Annotated in this window: 18 protein-coding genes; 7 read left to right on the plus strand and 11 right to left on the minus strand. The window is 65.0% G+C overall.

Annotated elements, in window-relative coordinates:
- The first annotated feature begins 157 nt into the window (after positions 1 to 157).
- The 4 genes from S58_RS05200 (at position 158) to S58_RS05215 (ending at position 4,680) form a co-directional block, all read left to right on the plus strand.
- Positions 158 to 2,197: an NAD(+) synthase gene (locus S58_RS05200; RefSeq protein WP_015664196.1), complete on the plus strand. Its 2,040-nt coding sequence runs from the start codon at positions 158 to 160 to the stop codon at positions 2,195 to 2,197.
- 99 nt (positions 2,198 to 2,296) lie between these two features.
- Positions 2,297 to 2,986, plus strand: a complete 690-nt coding sequence (locus tag S58_RS05205; RefSeq protein ID WP_015664197.1) for a substrate-binding domain-containing protein — start codon at positions 2,297 to 2,299, stop codon at positions 2,984 to 2,986.
- Between the two features lie 113 nt (positions 2,987 to 3,099).
- On the plus strand, positions 3,100 to 4,329 hold the full coding sequence (locus S58_RS05210) for an MFS transporter (protein ID WP_015664198.1): 1,230 nt from the start codon (positions 3,100 to 3,102) through the stop codon (positions 4,327 to 4,329).
- A gap of 129 nt (positions 4,330 to 4,458) precedes the next feature.
- Positions 4,459 to 4,680, plus strand: coding sequence for a hypothetical protein (locus S58_RS05215; RefSeq protein WP_015664199.1), 222 nt, complete (start codon positions 4,459 to 4,461; stop codon positions 4,678 to 4,680).
- Positions 4,681 to 4,805: 125 nt separating this feature from the next.
- Here the strand turns inward: S58_RS05215 and S58_RS05220 are convergent, their stop codons facing one another.
- Positions 4,806 to 5,687 carry an AraC family transcriptional regulator gene (locus S58_RS05220; RefSeq protein WP_015664200.1) on the minus strand — a complete coding sequence of 294 codons (882 nt, stop codon included), beginning with the start codon at positions 5,685 to 5,687 and terminating at the stop codon, positions 4,806 to 4,808.
- Positions 5,688 to 5,818: 131 nt separating this feature from the next.
- Positions 5,819 to 6,031 (minus strand): hypothetical protein, encoded by a 213-nt coding sequence (locus S58_RS38270; RefSeq protein WP_015664201.1) that lies wholly within the window; start codon positions 6,029 to 6,031, stop codon positions 5,819 to 5,821.
- On the opposite strand from S58_RS38270, the gene S58_RS05225 reads away from it, so the two are divergent.
- On the plus strand, positions 5,967 to 6,365 hold the full coding sequence (locus S58_RS05225; protein ID WP_015664202.1) for a GFA family protein: 399 nt from the start codon (positions 5,967 to 5,969) through the stop codon (positions 6,363 to 6,365). The two genes, S58_RS38270 and S58_RS05225, sit on opposite strands and share 65 nt — an antisense overlap.
- 212 nt (positions 6,366 to 6,577) lie before the next feature.
- Here S58_RS05225 and S58_RS05230 read toward each other — a convergent pair whose 3' ends face one another.
- Positions 6,578 to 6,820 carry a hypothetical protein gene (locus S58_RS05230; RefSeq protein ID WP_015664203.1) on the minus strand — a complete coding sequence of 81 codons (243 nt, stop codon included), beginning with the start codon at positions 6,818 to 6,820 and terminating at the stop codon, positions 6,578 to 6,580.
- A 334-nt stretch (positions 6,821 to 7,154) separates the two neighbouring features.
- On the opposite strand from S58_RS05230, the gene S58_RS05235 reads away from it, so the two are divergent.
- Both S58_RS05235 and S58_RS05240 read left to right on the plus strand, forming a co-directional pair.
- Complete coding sequence (locus S58_RS05235) at positions 7,155 to 7,739, plus strand: hypothetical protein (RefSeq protein ID WP_144058245.1); 585 nt, start codon at positions 7,155 to 7,157, stop codon at positions 7,737 to 7,739.
- Between the two features lie 1,624 nt (positions 7,740 to 9,363).
- Complete coding sequence (locus S58_RS05240) at positions 9,364 to 12,468, plus strand: DEAD/DEAH box helicase (RefSeq protein WP_042338791.1); 3,105 nt, start codon at positions 9,364 to 9,366, stop codon at positions 12,466 to 12,468.
- A 30-nt stretch (positions 12,469 to 12,498) separates the two neighbouring features.
- Here S58_RS05240 and S58_RS05245 read toward each other — a convergent pair whose 3' ends face one another.
- The 8 genes from S58_RS05245 to S58_RS05280 all read right to left on the minus strand — a co-directional run bounded on the left by S58_RS05245 (position 12,499) and on the right by S58_RS05280 (position 18,098).
- Positions 12,499 to 12,951 (minus strand): 2Fe-2S iron-sulfur cluster binding domain-containing protein, encoded by a 453-nt coding sequence (locus tag S58_RS05245; RefSeq protein ID WP_015664206.1) that lies wholly within the window; start codon positions 12,949 to 12,951, stop codon positions 12,499 to 12,501.
- Between the two features lie 3 nt (positions 12,952 to 12,954).
- Positions 12,955 to 13,458: a luciferase domain-containing protein gene (locus S58_RS05250; RefSeq protein ID WP_042338793.1), complete on the minus strand. Its 504-nt coding sequence runs from the start codon at positions 13,456 to 13,458 to the stop codon at positions 12,955 to 12,957.
- A 34-nt stretch (positions 13,459 to 13,492) separates the two neighbouring features.
- Entirely contained in the window at positions 13,493 to 14,482 is a 990-nt protein-coding gene (locus S58_RS05255; protein WP_015664208.1) for a 2Fe-2S iron-sulfur cluster-binding protein, read from the minus strand.
- Between the two features lie 54 nt (positions 14,483 to 14,536).
- Positions 14,537 to 15,562 carry an aromatic/alkene monooxygenase hydroxylase subunit beta gene (locus tag S58_RS05260; RefSeq protein WP_015664209.1) on the minus strand — a complete coding sequence of 342 codons (1,026 nt, stop codon included), beginning with the start codon at positions 15,560 to 15,562 and terminating at the stop codon, positions 14,537 to 14,539.
- Positions 15,563 to 15,581: 19 nt separating this feature from the next.
- The gene (locus S58_RS05265) at positions 15,582 to 15,884 is read right to left on the minus strand and encodes an MmoB/DmpM family protein (RefSeq protein ID WP_015664210.1); all 303 of its coding nucleotides are present in this window, start codon (positions 15,882 to 15,884) and stop codon (positions 15,582 to 15,584) included.
- A gap of 9 nt (positions 15,885 to 15,893) precedes the next feature.
- The gene (locus S58_RS05270; protein WP_244440712.1) at positions 15,894 to 16,256 is read right to left on the minus strand and encodes a Rieske 2Fe-2S domain-containing protein; all 363 of its coding nucleotides are present in this window, start codon (positions 16,254 to 16,256) and stop codon (positions 15,894 to 15,896) included.
- A 7-nt stretch (positions 16,257 to 16,263) separates the two neighbouring features.
- Complete coding sequence (locus tag S58_RS05275; RefSeq protein WP_015664212.1) at positions 16,264 to 16,512, minus strand: toluene-4-monooxygenase system B family protein; 249 nt, start codon at positions 16,510 to 16,512, stop codon at positions 16,264 to 16,266.
- 101 nt (positions 16,513 to 16,613) lie between these two features.
- Positions 16,614 to 18,098, minus strand: a complete 1,485-nt coding sequence (locus S58_RS05280) for an aromatic/alkene/methane monooxygenase hydroxylase/oxygenase subunit alpha (protein WP_015664213.1) — start codon at positions 18,096 to 18,098, stop codon at positions 16,614 to 16,616.
- Positions 18,099 to 18,373 lie beyond the last annotated feature (275 nt).

The raw sequence follows: 18,373 nt of genomic DNA on the forward strand, positions 1-18,373 counted from the left end.
TTTGCTCCTGGTATATTTGGCGCGTGCGGGCGGCAAATCACATATGCGATCGACGGCTGCATACAGGGGCCAGCCCTGCGTACAGTGCGGCGTCCTTGTTATGGCTCCCGTCATGGTCCATGTCGTATGATCGGGCGACAGGAGATGGACCGACCCGATGAACTTCCATTCGATCTACCGGCACGGCTTTGCCCGCGTCGCCGCCTGCGTCACGGCCTCCAGCGTCGCCAACCCGACCGCCAATGCGGCGGCGATCCTGGCGGCGGCGCGCGCCTGCCACGACCATGGGACGGCGGTCGCGGTTTTTCCGGAGCTCTGCCTGTCCGGCTACGCGATCGAGGACTTGGTCAAGCAGGATGCGCTGCTCGACGCCGTCCAGCGCGGGCTGCTGACGCTGGTCGAAGCCTCGCATGACCTGATGCCGGTCGTGATCGTCGGCGCGCCGCTGCGCTTCGCCCATCGCATCTACAATTGCGCCGTCGTGATCCATCGCGGCGAGGTGCTCGGCGTGGTGCCGAAGATCTATCTGCCGACCTATCGAGAGTTCTACGAAGGCCGCCATTTCGCCTCCGGCGCCGGCATCCGCGGCGAGATGATCGAGGTCGCCGAGACCATGGCGCCGTTCGGCACGGATCTGTTGTTCGCCGCAGCCGACGTCGCCGGCCTCGTGATCGGCGTCGAGATCTGCGAGGACATGTGGATCCCGGTGACGCCGGCCTCCGAGCTTGCGCTCGCCGGCGCCACCGTGCTCGCCAATCTCTCGGGCAGCCCGATCACGGTCGGCCGCGCGGAATCCCGCTCGCTGCTGTGTCGTTCGACCTCGGCGCGCTGCCTCGCGGCCTACATCTATGCCGCGGCCGGCGTCGGCGAATCCACCACCGATCTCGCCTGGGACGGCCAGACCTCGATCTTCGAGAACGGCGTGCTGCTCGCCGAGAGCGAGCGCTTCCGCCAGACCGGTCAGACCATCTTCGCCGATATCGATCTCGACCTGCTGCGCCAGGAGCGGGCGCTGATGGGGACGTTCGACGACAATGCGCGCGCGCAAGACGCCGGCGTGCATTATCGCCGCATCGGCTTCGAGCTGCAGCCGGCCGAGGGCGACATCGGTTTCAGGCGCAAGGTCGAGCGCTTTCCCTTCGTGCCGAGCGATCCGGCGCGGCTCGATCAGGACTGCTACGAGGCCTACAACATCCAGGTCGCGGGCCTGACGCAGCGGCTGCGCGCCACCGGCACCAAGCACATCGTGATCGGCGTCTCCGGCGGCCTCGACTCGACGCATGCGCTGATTGTCGCTGCCAAGGCGATGGACCTGCTCGGCCTGCCCAGAACCAACATCCTGGCCTACACGATGCCCGGTTTCGCCACGGGCGCGCAGAGCAAGTCCTACGCGCATGCGCTGATGGCCTCGCTCCAGGTCAACGCCGCCGAACTCGACATCCGACCGGCGGCGACGCAGATGCTGAAGGACATCGGCCATCCGTTTGGACGCGGCGAACAGGTCTACGACGTCACCTTCGAGAATGTGCAGGCGGGGCTGCGCACCGACTATCTGTTCCGCCTCGCCAACGACCGCGGCGGTCTGGTGCTCGGCACCGGCGATCTTTCCGAGCTTGCGCTGGGATGGTGCACCTATGGCGTCGGCGATCAGATGGCGCATTACAACGTCAATGCCGGCGTGCCGAAGACCTTGATCCAGCATCTGATCCGTTGGGTGATCGCCTCGCATCAGTTCTCGACCGATGTCGATCGCACCCTGGAGGCGGTGCTGTCGGCGGAGATCTCGCCGGAGCTGGTGCCGGTGAAGGAGGGCGAGACGCCGCAGAGCACGCAGGCCGCGATCGGCCCCTACGAGCTGCAGGACTTCAATCTGTTCTACACGCTGCGCTACGGCATGCGCCCGTCGAAGATCGCCTTCATGGCGCATCACGCCTGGAAGGATGTCGGCGACGGCGCCTGGCCGCCGCATTTCCCGGCCGACAAGCGCCACGCCTATACGCTCGCCGACATCAGGAAATGGCTCGAGGTGTTCCTCAAGCGCTTCTTCGCCTTCAGCCAGTTCAAGCGCTCGGCGATGCCGAACGGGCCGAAGGTCGTCGCCGGCGGCTCGCTGTCCCCGCGCGGCGACTGGCGCGCGCCGTCGGACGGCAATGCCACGGCCTGGCTCGAGGATCTCGATCGCAACGTGCCGAAGTGAGGGGTGCTTGCTCGGCTGCCCCGCGTGCAATATCCGGAGAGACGATCGGCGCCGCCCGTTGTGCAGCGCCCGCGGAAACCTCGCTGAACGGAGCCACCCATGAGCGTATTCGCCGCCGGCATTTCCTCGATGGCGACGAGGCAGATCCTGTCCGAGCTTGCCGCCGCCTATGAGGAGGCGACCGGCGAGGTGATCACGATCGAATCCGTCGGCGGCGTCGATGCGGCCAAGCGCATCCGTGCCGGCGAGCCGTTCGACTTCGCGGTGCTCGCCTCCGATGCGCTGCAGAAGCTCGAGGCCGACGGCCACCTCGTGCCCGGCAGCATCATCGAGATCGCGGAATCGCCGATGGCGATGGCGGTGCGTGCAGGGGCTGCGAAGCCCGATCCGCTCGACGAAGCCGCCGTGCGCAAGGCGATGGAGAGCGCCAAGGCGATCGGCATCTCCACCGGCCCGAGCGGCACCCACGTGCAGGCGCTCGCGCGCGGCTGGGGCCTGGAGGGCGAGGGCGCCTCGCGCCTGGTCCAGGCCAAGCCCGGCATTCCCGTCGCAAAGCTGCTTGCCGACGGCGAGGTCGAAATCGGCTTCCAGCAGCTCAGCGAGATGCTCGGCGCGCCCGGCATCGACATCGTCGGCCTGCTGCCGGAATCCCTGCAGCCGGGCACGGTGTTCGCCGCCGCTTTGTGCAAGACTGGCGCGCACACCGAAGCCGCGCGCGCGTTCATCGAATATCTCGTCTCCGACGAGACCGCCGAGACCAAGCGCCAGCACGGCATGATTCCGGTGTGAGCCGGCGCCACGGCAGCGGAGTTCCGCAAGGCCCTTCGCTAAAAACATTTCGGCGGGTGTCGTCCCGGAGATCGCCCGCTCGTCTTGCAGATGAAATCTGCAGGAGACGCAAGATGAACACATCGAATTATCGCTGGGTGATCGTGGCGGCCGGAGGCGTGCTCGGCTGCGTCGCCGTCGGCGGCCTGTTCTCGCTGCCGGTGTTCCTCAAGCCGATGGCCGCCGCCACCGGCTGGTCCGTCGCCGGCATTTCCAGTGCGCTGACGATCGCCTTCCTGGCGATGGCCTGCACCAGCATGGCCTGGGGCACGCTGTCCGACCGCATCGGCCCGCGTCCCGTGCTGCTGATCGGCTCGATCCTGCTCGCCTTGAGCCTACTGCTGGCCAGCCTGACATCGTCGCTGCTGGCGTTCCAGCTGCTGTTCGGCCTGATCGCAGGCATCGCGACAGCGGCGATCTTTCCGCCGGTCATGGCGACCGTCACCGGCTGGTTCGACACCCATCGCAGCCTCGCGGTCTCGCTGGTCTCGGCCGGCATGGGCGTGGCGCCGATGACGATGTCGCCGCTCGCGGCCTGGCTGGTCTCCAGCTACGACTGGCGCACCGCGATGCAGTGCATCGCCGCGATCGTTGCCGCCATCATGATTCCCACGTCGTTGCTCGTGGGCCGCCCGCCATCGTCAGCGCCCGGCGACGCCGTCGCGTCCGGTCCCACCGCCGGGCCGCCCGAGATGACGCGATCCGTGGCGCTGCGCTCGCCGCAATTCATGATCCTGCTCGCCACCAACTTCTTCTGCTGCGCTACGCATTCGGGCCCGATCATCCACACCGTCAGCTACGCCGTCACCTGCGGCATTCCGTTGATGGCGGCGGTGACGATCTACAGCGTCGAGGGGCTCGCAGGCCTCGGCGGCCGCATCGCCTTCGGCCTGCTCGGCGACCGCTTCGGCGCCAAGCGCGTGCTCGTGCTGGGCCTGCTGGCGCAGGCGTTCGGCGCGCTGGCCTACGTGTTCGTGCGCGACCTCGCCGCGTTCTATGCGGTCGCAGCGACCTTCGGCTTCCTCTATGCCGGCACGATGCCGCTCTACGCCGCGATCGCGCGCGACAACTTTCCGCAAAGCATCATGGGCACGGTGATCGGCGGCACGGCGATGGCCGGCAGCCTCGGCATGGCGACGGGTCCGCTGGCCGGCGGCCTGATCTACGACAGCTTCGCCAGCTACACGTGGCTCTATGTCGGCTCCTGGCTGATGGGCCTCGGCGCTGTCATGATGATGCTGACGTTCCGGCCGTTTCCGCGGACGCGGCCTGCGGAGGCCGCGCGCGTGCCGGCCTCGGCCTAGGGCCAGCTGAACCGCGGCTGAACGAGCGCGGCCGCGGCGTCACAACAATCGTTGATCCCGCCTTCTCGGAACTCCGATGTCGTCGAGCGGTTGGGCGTGCGTGAAGTTCAACCTGATGGAGATCAATCCATGAAGACGACCCAACTCGCGATGGCCGCCATCGTCGCCGCCAGCCTCGCCGCCGTGCCGCTCGCCGCACAGGCGAAGCACCACAAGAAGCACAACGCCGCGGCCCCGGCGACCTCGTCGCAGACCACCGGCAGCAACATGAAGTCCGGCCGCGATTCCACCTCGTCGAGCCAGGGCAATGTCGGCCCGGGCACCAACCAGGCGGGCAGCCTGCCGAAGTAACGGCATCTGTCGATGTCGTTCAGGATCAGGAAAGCCCATGCGCGGGCTTTCCTGACACGGTTTGCAAACGTGACGTCCATCTCGAGCTTCAGAGGCCGAACGAGTTGCGTCACCGTCGTTGGACGCTACTTCAGCGGCAGAAACAGCTCCGCCACCGTCTCGTGCTCCGGCACCTCCGGAAAGAAGCTCAGCCGCTGGCAATAGATCGGGAAGTCGCGTGCCTCCTCGCCGCTGGCTGGAAGCCAGTCGCGGTAGAGGTAGAGCGCGGCGGGCTCCAGATTGTGCGTATGGCCGACGACGCGGAGCACCGCGCAGCGTCCGCCGGGGATTTCGCCCGCCTTGACCTCCTCGCCATTGGCGTCGGTCGGCTTGTCGATCCCGACGCAAAGATCCACGCTGTAGTCCGCAGGCGAGGCAGGACGCCGCTCCGAACGCCAGACATTGAAGGTCGGATGCGTCATGGGATGCAGGCCGGCGGCCTTGCGCCAGGCGATGAACCGCTGGATGGTGGCGCCGAGCGTCGCCGGGTCGCCCCGATGCTCCATGATTGCCACCGGCGTCGCCGGCACATCGCGAATGGTCACGTCGTCGGCGGTGTAGATCGTCTGCATCAGCTTGCTCCTGGCATTGTCGAGAGGTTCGAAGGCCGCAAGCCACGGCTCCCAGTCGGGAGATTTCCGGAACGACGACGGCGATTGCCCGAACCGCTGCCGAAAGGCGCGGGCGAAGGCGTCCGGTGCGTCATAGCCGGCATCCATCGCGATGGCGGTGACGCTCTGGGCATCCGCATAAGCGAGCCGGTACGACGCGCGCTTCATCCGGGCGAGCTGGACGTAGCGATGCACGGACAGTCCGAAGGTCGCGGTGAACTGCCGGTGGAAGTGATATTTCGAGTAGGCCGCGATGCCGCTCAGCGCGTCCAGATCCAGATCGTCATCGAGGTGGCGGTCGATGTGATCCAGCACCCGCTGCATCCGGGCATGGTAGTTGCGAAGCGCCGCCGTCATCGTCCCGTTCTCCGTGGCATCCCCAGTCAAGCGCATGCGGACCTGGCGCGCTCGACCGATCTTGCGGTTGTCGGCGGCCGGCGACATCCGTGGATCGCGATCACGAGCGGCCCGGCCACGTGCCGGCGCGATCACCGCGGTCTCGTCGCCGATGGCTTCATCAGCGCCATGTCGGCACGCCAATCAAGCCAGACGATGCGGCCCGGCAGGGACGCGACGGCCACGTCGTTGCCGACCCTGCGCACGGCGTTATGATGCGGCAAAGAAGGGGAGTTGACGATGGAAGCCAGGTGCCAGTGCGGGCAACTCTCGGCGCGCTTGCCGGGCCCGAGCGCGGTGGTCATCGCCTGTCATTGCAGCGATTGCCAGCGGCGAAGCGGGGCACCGTTCGGCGTGTTGGCCTACTACCCGGAGGATCGCGTCGGGATCACCGGCGAGGCGACCCGCTATGTCCGGCCGACGGCAACGGGCGGCACGTTCGAGACCTTCTTCTGCCCGCGCTGCGGCTCCACCGTCTACGCCCGCGCCGGCAAGCACCCCACGTCGATCGGGATCGCCGTCGGGGCGATCTGCGACCCGACATACCCGGCGCCCGTTCGATCGGTCTGGGAGCAGAGCAGGCACGATTGGGTCGTGATCCCCGAGCCCGCCCAGCACTTTCCGCAAGGAAGATCGTGATCGCAGGACGCCTCGCATTCCGGACCTCGGCCGCGCCACGCGCTGTGGCAGCTTCGCTGCCGTTTCCTCCCCGGTCCCACGCCGGGTTGCGGCCGTGCGCGCTTGCGCCGACGGCATGGTCGGCGCAACAGATCAGCCGGCCGAACCGGCTGAGCGGGTCACGATCGCAGTGCGGTGAACCATGAAGCGCAGCCGCTTCGGATCGCTCAGCGTCACTTCGACGCTTGCTTGATCTTGTGCTCCAGATGCCCGGTGCCGTGATCCCTGCGCAACTGGCTCAGCGACGTCTCGTTGAGCTGATGCAGCACCTCGCTGAGTACGGTCGTCTCCGGATAGCCCGCCGCGAACGGCTTTCCATAGATCTTGCGCAACGTGCCGACCAGCGTGTTGCCATGCTTCCTGCTGATCTCGCCATCCTTGTCGCGATGGCGCCCGTCGAGTCCCGGCTCTTTCATGCGCGTCTCCCCTGGTGCGGTTTAGGCCTTTTGGGAGAGCCTGCGCTCAATTCAGTCGATTGGCAACGCTGCGGTGCAATGCAACCAAGGCCTAAGAATTCTCGTATGCGGGCATGCCGACTAGCGCGATGCTCGCGCAACAAAGCCCGGTCCCCAACGAGAGCACGGACGACCCTTTGAGCCATTCGCTCAGGGAGGGCCGGGCCGATCGGCTGACGCGGGCGGAGAGGCGCAGCCTCGCTACGAGTAGCCCGCGGGAAGAAGCGTGGTGCCACGGGCAAATCGGCAGTGAACGATAGCTCGTTGTGCTAGGCCGAAGCTCCGGATCACGTCCGTGATCGCGGTCGTTCGAAGGAGGGCAACGTCGATGATCGCGAGGGGACAGGACTACTATCTCGCGCTGAGGCTCCGTTATGAGCCCAGCGTCGCCAAGCTTGTCATCGTCGCGGAATCGCCGCCGTCTTCTGGAAAATATTTCTATGATCCGACCGGCTCGATCAAGGAGCCGTTGTTCGCTGCCTTAATGCGCCAATTGAAGGCCACCCCTGCGACCAAAGAAGTGGGTCTCAGAGACTTTCAGAGTAAGGGTTGGGTTCTGGTCGACGCGACCTACCATCAAGTCGATAAGCTCCCGCGAGATGCGGATAGGGATCGAGACGCGCTGATCGAAGGCGATTACCCGCTCCTCGTCGAGGACCTGTCCAGCCTATTGTCTGATCGCGGCGTGCCGCTGATACTGATTAAGGCGAACGTCTGCCGGATTCTGGAACCCCGGCTGACAAAGGATGGCTTCAACGTGATCAACACCGGGCGCCTTGTCTATTTTCCAAGTACTGGACAGCAGAAAAGATTCGAGCAGCAGTTTGCCGTCGTCTTGAACTCGCCTGGCCGAGGTGCGGGCGCGTCTAGCGTGTCGTAGTTGTTAGCCAGCCCTCCGTTTCTCGTGATGCGCTTCTATTCTATGCAACTTCGGTGACGGATCTGTCGCGGAACTGTCTGTGTCTCACTTGAGGGGGCAGTCGTTTTTCATTCTCGTCGGATTTGTGTTTGGAGCGCTGTTCTCCCTGGTCAGAAAATTTTTCCGGCGGTTCGTATTCAGTACGGTGCTGTTCCTGATTGTATATAAGGCGCTGGTAAGCAGCTCTGGACACGCCGGGCTGCAATGGGACTATCAACTCACCGGCTGTGGAATGCTCGGCGTTCTTCTTGGCTGCCTGATGCGTCCTGGCCTCGGGCGACTCATTGGTAGATTTCGTCAGGGAGGCATTGCTTCCGGGAAGGATGCATCTTCATCGATCGAAGCATTGGAAGGCGAGCCTCGACCTCGCGATCGGTTGCGAACTGGCCCCGCTTTGCCTGGCGAGCCCTTCAAGAGCCGACGGTAGATGCGCCGCGATGGTATTGTGTAATGCGTGGTGATTTCCGATTGAATTCCAATCGTTTGCTCTCTTTCAAGCCCTGTACGCAAAAATATTCAACTTCACTTTTTCCGAAAGATATGGTTCACTCCCTGCATCCCGCTTCGTGCAGAGGGCGTACGCGTCGTCACGATACGTGAGGTGGGCTGCGATGGACGTGGATGCTGCGCCAGACGAGCGTATGCGTCGCGGACGGCGAAGTCGTGTGGTCCCGGCCTCCCGATGCTGAGGTCAAGCCTGCTGCTGATGCGCAAGCGTCAGCGCGGGTGATGGGGGCAAGAAAGCCCGGTCCCCAAGGAGAGCACGAAGGACACCGTAACACTATCGCGCAGGGAGGGCCGGATCGTCCGGCTGGACCTGTGGTACCTGCCGCCTGCATTTTTTTCTGCAGGCGGGCCACGGGCCTCAGTCGAGGTCCGGCTCTCCCTGCGCCTCTCGCATTTCAGGGGCGCGCGACCACCGCATCCCTCGGGCCCATTGGCCGCGAGATCGCGTGCGCACGTATCGAGACGCATGTCTCAAGCGAGGGCAAGTGGCCGTTTGACAATCGTGAGGATGAGAGGAAGATGAGAGATGAGATTTGGCAGGCGCGGCCTGCGCGTAGCTCTCACGGCCTGACCGTCGGGCTGCAGTTGATGCTCCCTCCGCCGCCTCGGCACGGCGCGTGAGCTCCTGGCAGCCCCGTCACCAAGGCCGCGAGCGCGCTTATCGACGCGTTCGCAGCATAGTCATTCAATCGCGAAGCTCTGTGTCGCAGTTGTCTCCGCGACCGGGCGTGCCCATCTGGACTGCGACGATGGTGCTGCTTGGTGACACCGTTGCGCTCGAGGAGGGCACGGTGATCGACACTCCGAAGTTTGGATCCCTCGAAGCCACCGAATCCGCTAAAGCTCACCAAAGATTCGCAGGCTTGCCTCGCACAGGCTTGCCTCGCATTCGTCAATTCAACACGAGACTTCAGTGACCACTGCTCTTCGTACCTCCCGTAGCGCAACGCTGCGCAAGACCACATCGGCGAATCAATCCGCGTCGTCAAAGGCCGCCCCGCGGAAGAAGAAGACGGCTGTTGCGCCAAAGAGGAAGGCTCCGGTTCGGACCGGCATTTCGTCCGCGTCGCCGCTCGGCATGTTGGCGCTGTATCTCGCGGAGCAATGGCGCGCTTCCGGCCGAAACGGCCTCGTGTTCCTCGCCGAGAATGAGAGCCGAGCCGAGCGGTTGGGGTCGATCGTCCCGATTATCGAGCCGGCTTGTGATGTGCTGGTCTATCCCCGCTTGAACACGCTTCCGTTCGATCAGCTGCAGCCGTCGCGTGATATCGCGGGCAGGCGGAGCTCCGCCTTGAGACGCCTTGCCACGGCAAGGAAGCCGATGCTGCTGATCACGACAGCGGAGGCGATCATGGAGCTGCTGCCGTTGCCTGCAAACTGGTCCCGTATCGGGTTTCCACTTCGAACCGGGGCCGCCTATTCCGAGCAGGACTTCGAGGCGCGTCTGCAGGCTCTCGGCTACGATCTCGACGACAGTCCGGATTATCCCGGTGGAGTTCTGTTTCACGGCAACACCTTTGAAATATTCCCGGCCGGCGCTCCCGGACCATTGAGGATAGAGCACTCGGGAGGGAGGATCCGGCGCATTGCGGCTTTCGATCCGACGGATCAGGAGGTGATTTCCGAAACGAGGGAGCTCCTGATCGACCCGATGTCCGAGCAGCTGGCGTTCGGAAAACGAACCAGAACAAAGTCCAGCATCTTCGACTACTGCGCGCGCGCCAAATGGATCGCCGACAGCACCGTGCCCAAGCATGCCGACACGTGGCTGGGCACGATCGAGGATGCGGCCGCCCGCGGCGAGCGTGATCGTACTTATCTCAGCCGAAGCGAATGGCAGCTGGCGGCGAAGAAGATCACCGTGTTGCCGCCGACCACCCCGTATCGTGCGACCCCGGAGTTCTACAAGACCGCGTCTCCGCGCAAGGCCCTGCGTGGGTTCGTCGAGGAAGCCCAGCGCAGTGACGCGCGTGTGCTCTTCGTCGCCGCGGTGGAAACGGATCTGCGTCTCATGGGTCGGATGAGCGGCGTCAAGGCCGAATGCGTCGGTGATTGGGCGCAGGCGACCTCGAAAGGGAGGCGACAGAGCGCCTTGCTGGCTGGCTTCGACGCCGGCTTCGTCGTTCCCGGGAAAAAGCCGCTCGTGGTCATCACGGCTGCCGACGTGCTCGGCAGCAGGGCGCACCAGCCGCACCCGCCGAACCGGGCGTGGACACCCGGCTTCGATGCGGTGGACCTGCCCGAGCAGGGAGGCGTGGTCGTTCATCTGCAACGAGGACTGGCACGCCTTGGCGGCTTGAGGTCGATGGGCACAGGCGATGTTTCGGCGCGCGAGATGGTCCGGCTGGTCTTCGCAGGAAATGACGCCGTTCTCGTCCCCATCGCCGAACTGGCCGTGATCTGGCCGTATGCCGCTGAACTCGGGGACACCTCGCTGGACAAGGCCGACGGCAGCTCGTGGCGGCCGCGGCGAACTGCGGCCGAGACGGAGGTTCAGGTGGTCGCAAAGGAGCTTGCCAAGCAGATGCGCCAGCGCCGGCGTCGCCTGGCTCCGAAGCTCGTGCCGCGCCCTGCCGTCTATGAGAAGTTCGTTGCGCGGTTTCCCTATTTCACCACCCCCGATCAGGCCAAGGCCATTCGCGACGTGCTGGATGATCTTGCATCGGGGCATCCGATGGACCGGATCGTCTGTGGAGACGTCGGCTTCGGCAAAACCGAGGTTGCGCTGCGCGCCGCGGCAGCCGCCGTGCTGGCAGGAAAGCAGGTCGCCATCGTCGTGCCGACGACGGTGCTGGCACAACAGCATGTCGAAACGTTCCGCAGGCGCTTTGCGCCTCTTGGCATCGAAGTCGGAAACCTGTCGCGGGTCGCCTCGGCCACAGAAGCGCGAAAGGTGAGGGAGCGCCTCAAGAGCGGAGACCTCAAGGTCGTCGTCGGAACCCTCTCGCTCGCATCCAAGGAGGTGAGGTTTGCCGAACTCGGCCTGATCATCATCGATGAGGAGCAGCATTTCGGCGCCGCCGAGAAAGCCATGCTGTCGGGCCTCAACAAGAACGGCCACAGGCTCTGGATGAGCGCGACACCGATCCCCCGCACCCTTGCGGCCGGCTTGACGGGTTTGCGGGATCTCAGCGTGATCGCAACCCCGCCGGTCCATCGTGTCCCGGTCGCCACCAAGGTGGCACCGCTGTCGGACATCGCGATCGCCGCTGCCCTGAGTCGCGAGCACAGGCGTAACGGTCAGAGTTTCGTCGTTTGTCCCCGGATCCAGGATCTGGATCCCATGCTGGCCAGGATCCACGCGCTGGCGCCAGAACTCCGTATCATCACCATTCATGGCAAGTTGCCGACGGACGAGATCGACGAGCGATTGATGGCCTTCGTCGAAGGCCGTGCCGATGTATTGCTTGCAACCAACATCGTGGAAAGCGGCCTCGACATTCCACGTGCGAACACCATCGTGGTGTGCTGGCCGGAGAAATTCGGCCTGGCGCAACTGCATCAGCTCAGGGGGCGAGTCGGGCGCGGCGGCATCCGGGCGTTCGCACACTTCCTGACGGAAGGCGGCTCCGATCGCTCGGAAAAGCGGCTTTCCGTTCTGGAGGAATTGAACCGGCCGGGCGCTGGTTTTGCAATCAGCGCTCGCGACCTCGACCTCCGCGGCGGCGGCGACCTGCGCTCCGATCGACAGTCCGGCCACATGCAGGTGTTCGGGCCGACGCTCTACGGCCACCTTCTGACGCTCGCCCTGGAGGGCGATCGCGACGGAATGTCCGCACTCTGGATTCCCGAGCTGAACTTGCCCATCCCTGAGCTGCTTCCTTCGAGCTATGTGCAGTCGGATGCGGTCAGGCTCGAAATCTACGCGCGCGCCGCTCGGTGCCGAAGTGATGACGAGCTTTGTGAGCTCGAGGATGAAACGCAGCGCCGGTTCGGCAAGTTGCCGCCTGCGGCCAGCAATTTCTTTGCTGTCGCCAAGCTCAGGGTCACCTGCAGGCAAAGGGGAATCATGCGTCTCGATGTTGGGCCCGAGGCGATTGCCGCAACGATGCTGCCGGGTCGGATCAGGAAGTCATGCTCCCGGTTGCTGCAGCGCGACGGCCATCGCGTCGTCTATCCCGGTCGCAGCGATGAACCGGCTCTACGAAGGGTCGAACAGTTCCTGGATATATTGGACGAATGAACAGTGATGCGCCGCTCGGATGTAACCGGCTCATCTCTTCGAGAGGGTGCACGGGTCGATCCGTGGGGCGGCGCGTCCGCGACGAAAGTGGAGGCGTGCACCGGGCGGATAGGCTCGGGCCAGCTGATTGTGCTCGATCCGATGTTGCATCATGTCCCGCCGGGTCTGGCGCTCGTCGAGCATGAGAACCAGATCAGAGCACGGCTTGGTCGAACACAAGAGAAGAAAGCCGGCTTCGGCATCTTCGGGATAGACCGTCAGCGCATCGGAGCGGTCGACCTTGCCTGAGACCAGGCGGGCCGCGCAGGCGAGGCACCAGCCCTGCTCGCAGATGTAGGGGGTGTCGATGCCGGCATCGATCATGCTGTAGAGCAGATATTCGTCGGAGGCGGCGTCGAACGTGAACGTCCCGTCCGGACGTTCCAGCCGGACGCGAAACCGCCTGGCGTCGCCTTCATCGGTGCTGGTCGAGAGATCCGTCATCGCTCACCACCTGCTATCAGGCAACGCGACCTCGCCGATGCGGCCGGTCGCGTAGCAATGGGCCGCATTCATGATGCGTCGGCAAATCGCCAGCTCATCGTCGTCGCGCGGCGCGTAGATGACGAGGCTCTGCGGCGGCACGGCGCCGGCCATGTAGCGTGCGAACGGATGGACCGTGCCCCAGCCCTTGGCCACCACCTTCTGCGCCCATTCCGGCCGCAGACTCAGATGCAACGATCCGTCGGGGCGAACGATGAGCCAGATCGGCGCGAATATGAAGGCCTCCGGCTGGCCCATCGCATGGGCGTCATCGAGCGCGAACGCGCGTCCTATGGCATTCAGCGGCGCGGGGACCTCCGCGACACCCGTCAGCGCGCCTGCGGACGAGGCGAGCTGCGCCGCATATCCGGCCGGCGAGGTGTCGTCGAGCTGGCGGCAGGGCCATGTCGGCGCCAGCCGCGGCGCGCTGCCGGAACGCGCGGCGAGGCGGCGCAGTCCCGGCGCCATGCCCCAGACGGGTGGGCTCCCGCGCAGGCCTGGCCTAGCCGAAAGCGTCATAATGAACCTGCGTGATCGGGACGTCGGCGCCGCGCAGCAGCGACTTGACCGCGTTGACCATGACGGGAGGACCGGCGACGTAGAACTCGGCCGCAGCCGGATCGGGGATCGTCGTTCTGATCGCATCGGTGACGAAGCCCGACGCATGCGGCCAGTCCGACGGCGCGGCTTCGACCACGGGCAGATATCGCGCCTGGGCAACCCGCGCGATCGCCGCTTCCAGCATGTCACCCGCGGCGAGATCGGCCGGTGCGCGAGCGCCGTAGATGACGTCGACGGGCGCTCCGAAATCCAGCCCCGCATCCGCGGCTTCGCGCAGCATCGCCAGGATGGGCGCGACGCCGGTGCCGCCCGCAACGAACACCTTGCGGCCCGGCTGGCGCCGCAGGGTGCAGGCCCCGAATGGAGCCTCGATGGTGATGCCCGCGTCCAGAGCCAAGGCGGCGAGCGTGTTGCTGCCTCTGCCGCCCTCGTAGCGCTTGGCGATGAACTGCAGGATGTTGGTGCCCGGCAGGTTGCACATCGAGTAGCAGCGCCGCAGGCCATCGCCGAGATGCAGGATCGCATATTGGCCCGGGCGGAAGTCGATCGGCTCGGCGGTCTCGAAGCTGAACTGGCGAATCTCCGGCGCGAGATCGGCGATGCCGCGCAGGATCGCCTGTTGCTCGACGCATCGCGGCGTCGGCGCGGACCATTCGCCGGGACCGCGCGCGATAGTGACGTCCGAGATCGCGCGGGATTGACAGGCCAGGATGCGGTTGCGCCGCGCGTCGCGTGGATTGACGGCCGGCGCGCCGGGATACATCAGTTCGACCTGCCCCTCGACGAGTGTCACCTTGCAGGCGCCGCAACTGCCCCAGCCGCATTCGTAAGCCAGCACGACGCCCCCGCGTCGCGCCGCCTGAAGGATGGTGTCATGCGCGACGGCATCGATCGCGACACCGTCGGGCTCGATGCGGAGTTGCCGGGTCATCAACGCCATCCCTTTTCGGCCGGCCGGCGCAACACGCCGGCCGCGCCTGCCAGACTACAAGCCACAATCCGCGATCAGCCGCGCGTGGGCCGTCATGGTTCGTTCCAGGATCACCTGCGCGCTGTGGGCGCCGGGGGCGGCGGACAGCGCCTCGCTGAGGCCGCGCGCGGCGCGTTCGCCGAGCGGCATCCATTTCGCGATCCACTCCCGCAGCAGAACGGCATGCTCGGGGACCTTGCCGGTGGCGTAGCGCACCAGCGCCTTGGTGGTCTCGACCGCATAGGATTCGTCGTAGCTGCGGAAGTCGTCGTGCAACAGCGCCAGCAGATCATCGTCGTTCGTCCGAGCCAGATCGGCAATCTCGCGATTGAAGATGTGATCGAAGATCGGCCGCAGCACCAGATTGCGCGTGACGAACGCCTCGCCCCAGTCATAGGCGATGAGCTGCTTCTCGATCAATTCGCGCAAGCCCTGCCATTGCGGCGCCTGCGTCCAGACCGTCCGCGCAATGGTGCTGTCGGCGAGCTCGGGGCGGCCGGTATCGAGCGCGAGCACCTTGGCCAGATAGGCCTGGCGCTGCACCCGGCGCATCTCATTGCCCATCTGGAAGTAGAAGGTGTTGGTCACGAATGCCGACGGCGCCATCTGCGCGACATAGGCCGCGCTCATCTGCATCGCGTGTCCGGGGAAGCGCACCGGCAGATAGGATTGGCCGAGGAAGTCGAGCCACGCCGCCGAAAGCTTGCGATAGCTGTCCTGGCGCTCGAACTCGTCGATCAGGTTGTCGCAATAGACCTCGCGATCCTTCTGGTCGCCGACATAGCGCCGATAGGTGTAGGTGAGGGGATCGCGATAGCCCTCCCAATCGTCCAGGTTCAGTTTCGAGCCTTCGCGATTCCTGAGATAGAACTGGTTGATCGACCAGTTTTCCGACAGCTCGAACGGCGCCGGCGTGCGCCGGAAATGGCTGTGGAACTTGTAGGTGACGGCCTCGTACTCCGAAGGCAGCCGGCGCTCGGTCCACAGGCTCCAGGTCTTCTTCTGCTTGCGCGCAGCCGGCTTCGCGGTCATTGCGGTCATGACGTATCCTCCCGGGGATTTATGCTGTGTGGATGGTCCAGACCCACTCGTCGTCCATCGATTCGAGCCGTCCGCCGAACGACACCAGGCTCGGCTCGATCTCGGCGAGCCGGAACGGCCGCCCCAGCGCCGCCTGCATGCTCTTCTGCGTCAGGCGGAAGTTCCGGTCGGCCTGGACGCGGACGTAGCCGCCGCGATCCTCGATGACGATCTCGACGTCCGGATTGTCCTGCTCGCTCGCCGCAATGACGGCGTCGATGATGTCCTCGTCGACGCCTCGGATGACGGGGCCGACCAGTTTCGGGGCTGCTGTCGCGGTCATGAGCTTGTCCTATGCGTCCTGTTCGGTCTTGTGGCGCAGGCGGCGCAGCCGGCCATCATTGGGCACGCCGACCAGAATGGCTTCGCCATCCTTCTTCACCTCGTAGCGGAAGAGCCGGCAGTCGCGTGGGTTGAGGCCGCGGCCGTCGTCCATGCTGAATTCCCACTCGTGGGCCGAGCAGGTGATGGTGCCGGCTTCGAAATCGACCTTTCCGTCGGCCAGCAGGATCTCCTGGTGCGGGCACATGCCCTGGAAGCAGCGCAGCTCGCCGCCCTGCAGATGGACGACGATCACCTCCTCGCCGTCGACCTCGACGCCGAGGAAGTCGCCTTCCCACAACTCGTCCAAGGTCGCGACCTGCGTCCACGTCACGTCAGGATCATTCGGCATAGGCCACCTCGATCCAATCCATCGGCGCGATGCCGGATTGCGCCACCGTCATCGCGGACGGCAATTCGCGGCCGTCGTAGTAGACGCATTTCGCCGCGCTCTTCTCCGCGACGCGCAGTCCGACCGCGTGCTGCGCGACCTTGTCGGCCACGATGCTCATGCTGTCGCCGTCATCGACGGGAACCAGCATGACGACGAAGTCGCCGCGGAAATTGGCTTGGAGCGGGAACAGGGCCACGCTTGCCTCCCAGATGTGTTGTTATGTCTGTGGTGGTGTCGGTCAGGTGCGCCGCTCGTGAGCGGCGCCTCTCGCCATGCCGGCCGTACGTCGCGGCCGGGTCACTCCGCCGCGAGGCGGGATGCGCCGTTCCAGGCGTAGGCCTGGGCGTCGTTGCCGGCGACATCGGGCGTGATGCCCATATATTGCAGCGCGCCTTCCAGTGTCGGCGGCTGGATGTGGCCAGCCAGGAAGCGGTCGACGATAGACAGATGGGTATCGTAGCGTTCGGGCTGGCTCTTCCACACCCACTCACAGACCTCGCAGCAGAAGTTCAGCTTGCGGCCGTTATGCGTGGTGATGCGCGGCGCCTTGCCGATGCTCGGGCTGCAGATCGGGATGTGGCAGCAGTTGCAGACGATCGGCAAGGTCGCCGGATAGGTCTTCTCGATCTGGCCGGTGCGCACGTTGTCGCCGATCACGTCCCATTTTTTGCCGAAGCGGTCGTTCCAGCCGGGATATTTCTGCTCGAGCCAGTCGCGCTCGGCGGCGGACACGCCGGCGTCCGGATTCCACCATACCGTCGGCCGCCAGAACCAGACGCCCATGTGATAGGCGTGATGGACCCAGTCAAGCTCCGGCAGGAAGTGCTCCTCCCAGTACCACGGCACGTTCATGCCGAGGTCCTTGAACTGATCCATGAACTGCCGGCAGATCCAGTCCTGCATGAACTCCTTGAACGACATCGTCCGGCTTTCCAGCGGCGTGTAGTAGTCCATGGAGATGCCGGTCAGCAGCGCGAACAGCTTCCACGAGCGCCAGAACATCTGGTCGACCATCTTCTGCGCTTCGGCCTTCCTGCCGTTGTTGATCATGATCTTCAAGGTCGGCTCGCCCTGCTGCGAATGGCTTGCCTCGTCGGTCTGGATCGAGGAGATCAGCGCGCCGAACTCGATGTCGCCGACATGCAGCGCGTCGGACGCCATTCCGAGGAACTGCAGATTGGTGAAGCCGGTCTCGAACGTGAAGGTGAGCTGGATCGCCGTCGACACCGCGTCGTTGGCGGTGAACATGTCGTCGAACAGGCTGCGCGCCGCGATCACGCCCCACTCGTTGGTGTGCATCGCCTTGTGGGCCCAGTCGAATTGCGGGTCCTTTCCGAGCAGGCAATAAGGGAAGTAGATCTGCGCCTGGCCGTGGCGGCATTCGTCCAGCGTGCCGAACGCGGCCATGTTGCGCCAGGCGGCGGCGCGGCCGAACCGCGCCATGCGCGCCTCGCCGATCGAGGCAAAATATTCCGGGACGGGAATGGCGCCATAATGCGCCTTGATCGCCGACTTCCAGCCGGCGTCGAGATTGTCGTACAGATTGGAGCGCGCGATCGTCGAGCGGATCGAGTAGATGCCGTCGTCCTTGCCGGCCTGGTTGTGGACGTATTCGCGGTAGGTCAGCTTGTAGGGCTCGTCCCAGCCCCACCACTGCTCGCCGTGGATGCCGAAGCTCTTCGAAAGCTCCTCGGGGAAGACCTCGTCTTCGCTGACATAGGAGAAGGCCCAGTTCATGTCGCGGGCCGTGTCGTAATAATCCCGCCGCTGCAGCTTCGGCATGCGTTGCTCCTCCCGAGCTCTATGACCGCGTTCGTTCTTCTTGTTGCGTTCCGCTTTGCCGCCCTTGAACAGGCGGACTGTTTGCGGCTGATATCGATGACGTACGATCGAGATGATGCGTCTGACCGTCGCTCGATGTTCTGCGATCCAGTGTATGGCGCCTCCTTTGGTTTTTCTTTAGTCGTGGTCGCGTGCGAGAATCGATGGTGCGCGCGCGGCATCGCGGCGTATGCTTGCTGCTGCGCAAGGGCCGACATCACTATGTAATGTGAAGG

This window comes from Bradyrhizobium oligotrophicum S58 (assembly GCF_000344805.1).
Classification (GTDB): Bacteria; Pseudomonadota; Alphaproteobacteria; order Rhizobiales; family Xanthobacteraceae; genus Bradyrhizobium; species Bradyrhizobium oligotrophicum.

What these genes read in the sequence shown, in the direction of transcription:
- S58_RS05200 (WP_015664196.1), top strand. Translation starts at nt 158, where the DNA reads ATGAACTTCCATTCGATCTACCGGCACGGCTTTGCCCGCGTCGCCGCC.
- S58_RS05205 (WP_015664197.1), top strand. Translation starts at nt 2,297, where the DNA reads ATGAGCGTATTCGCCGCCGGCATTTCCTCGATGGCGACGAGGCAGATC.
- S58_RS05210 (WP_015664198.1), top strand. Translation starts at nt 3,100, where the DNA reads ATGAACACATCGAATTATCGCTGGGTGATCGTGGCGGCCGGAGGCGTG.
- S58_RS05215 (WP_015664199.1), top strand. Translation starts at nt 4,459, where the DNA reads ATGAAGACGACCCAACTCGCGATGGCCGCCATCGTCGCCGCCAGCCTC.
- S58_RS05220 (WP_015664200.1), bottom strand. Translation starts at nt 5,687, where the DNA reads ATGACGGCGGCGCTTCGCAACTACCATGCCCGGATGCAGCGGGTGCTG.
- S58_RS05225 (WP_015664202.1), top strand. Translation starts at nt 5,967, where the DNA reads ATGGAAGCCAGGTGCCAGTGCGGGCAACTCTCGGCGCGCTTGCCGGGC.
- S58_RS38270 (WP_015664201.1), bottom strand. Translation starts at nt 6,031, where the DNA reads ATGACCACCGCGCTCGGGCCCGGCAAGCGCGCCGAGAGTTGCCCGCAC.
- S58_RS05230 (WP_015664203.1), bottom strand. Translation starts at nt 6,820, where the DNA reads ATGAAAGAGCCGGGACTCGACGGGCGCCATCGCGACAAGGATGGCGAG.
- S58_RS05240 (WP_042338791.1), top strand. Translation starts at nt 9,364, where the DNA reads ATGTTGGCGCTGTATCTCGCGGAGCAATGGCGCGCTTCCGGCCGAAAC.
- S58_RS05245 (WP_015664206.1), bottom strand. Translation starts at nt 12,951, where the DNA reads ATGACGGATCTCTCGACCAGCACCGATGAAGGCGACGCCAGGCGGTTT.
- S58_RS05250 (WP_042338793.1), bottom strand. Translation starts at nt 13,458, where the DNA reads ATGGCGCCGGGACTGCGCCGCCTCGCCGCGCGTTCCGGCAGCGCGCCG.
- S58_RS05255 (WP_015664208.1), bottom strand. Translation starts at nt 14,482, where the DNA reads ATGACCCGGCAACTCCGCATCGAGCCCGACGGTGTCGCGATCGATGCC.
- S58_RS05260 (WP_015664209.1), bottom strand. Translation starts at nt 15,562, where the DNA reads ATGACCGCAATGACCGCGAAGCCGGCTGCGCGCAAGCAGAAGAAGACC.
- S58_RS05265 (WP_015664210.1), bottom strand. Translation starts at nt 15,884, where the DNA reads ATGACCGCGACAGCAGCCCCGAAACTGGTCGGCCCCGTCATCCGAGGC.
- S58_RS05280 (WP_015664213.1), bottom strand. Translation starts at nt 18,098, where the DNA reads ATGCCGAAGCTGCAGCGGCGGGATTATTACGACACGGCCCGCGACATG.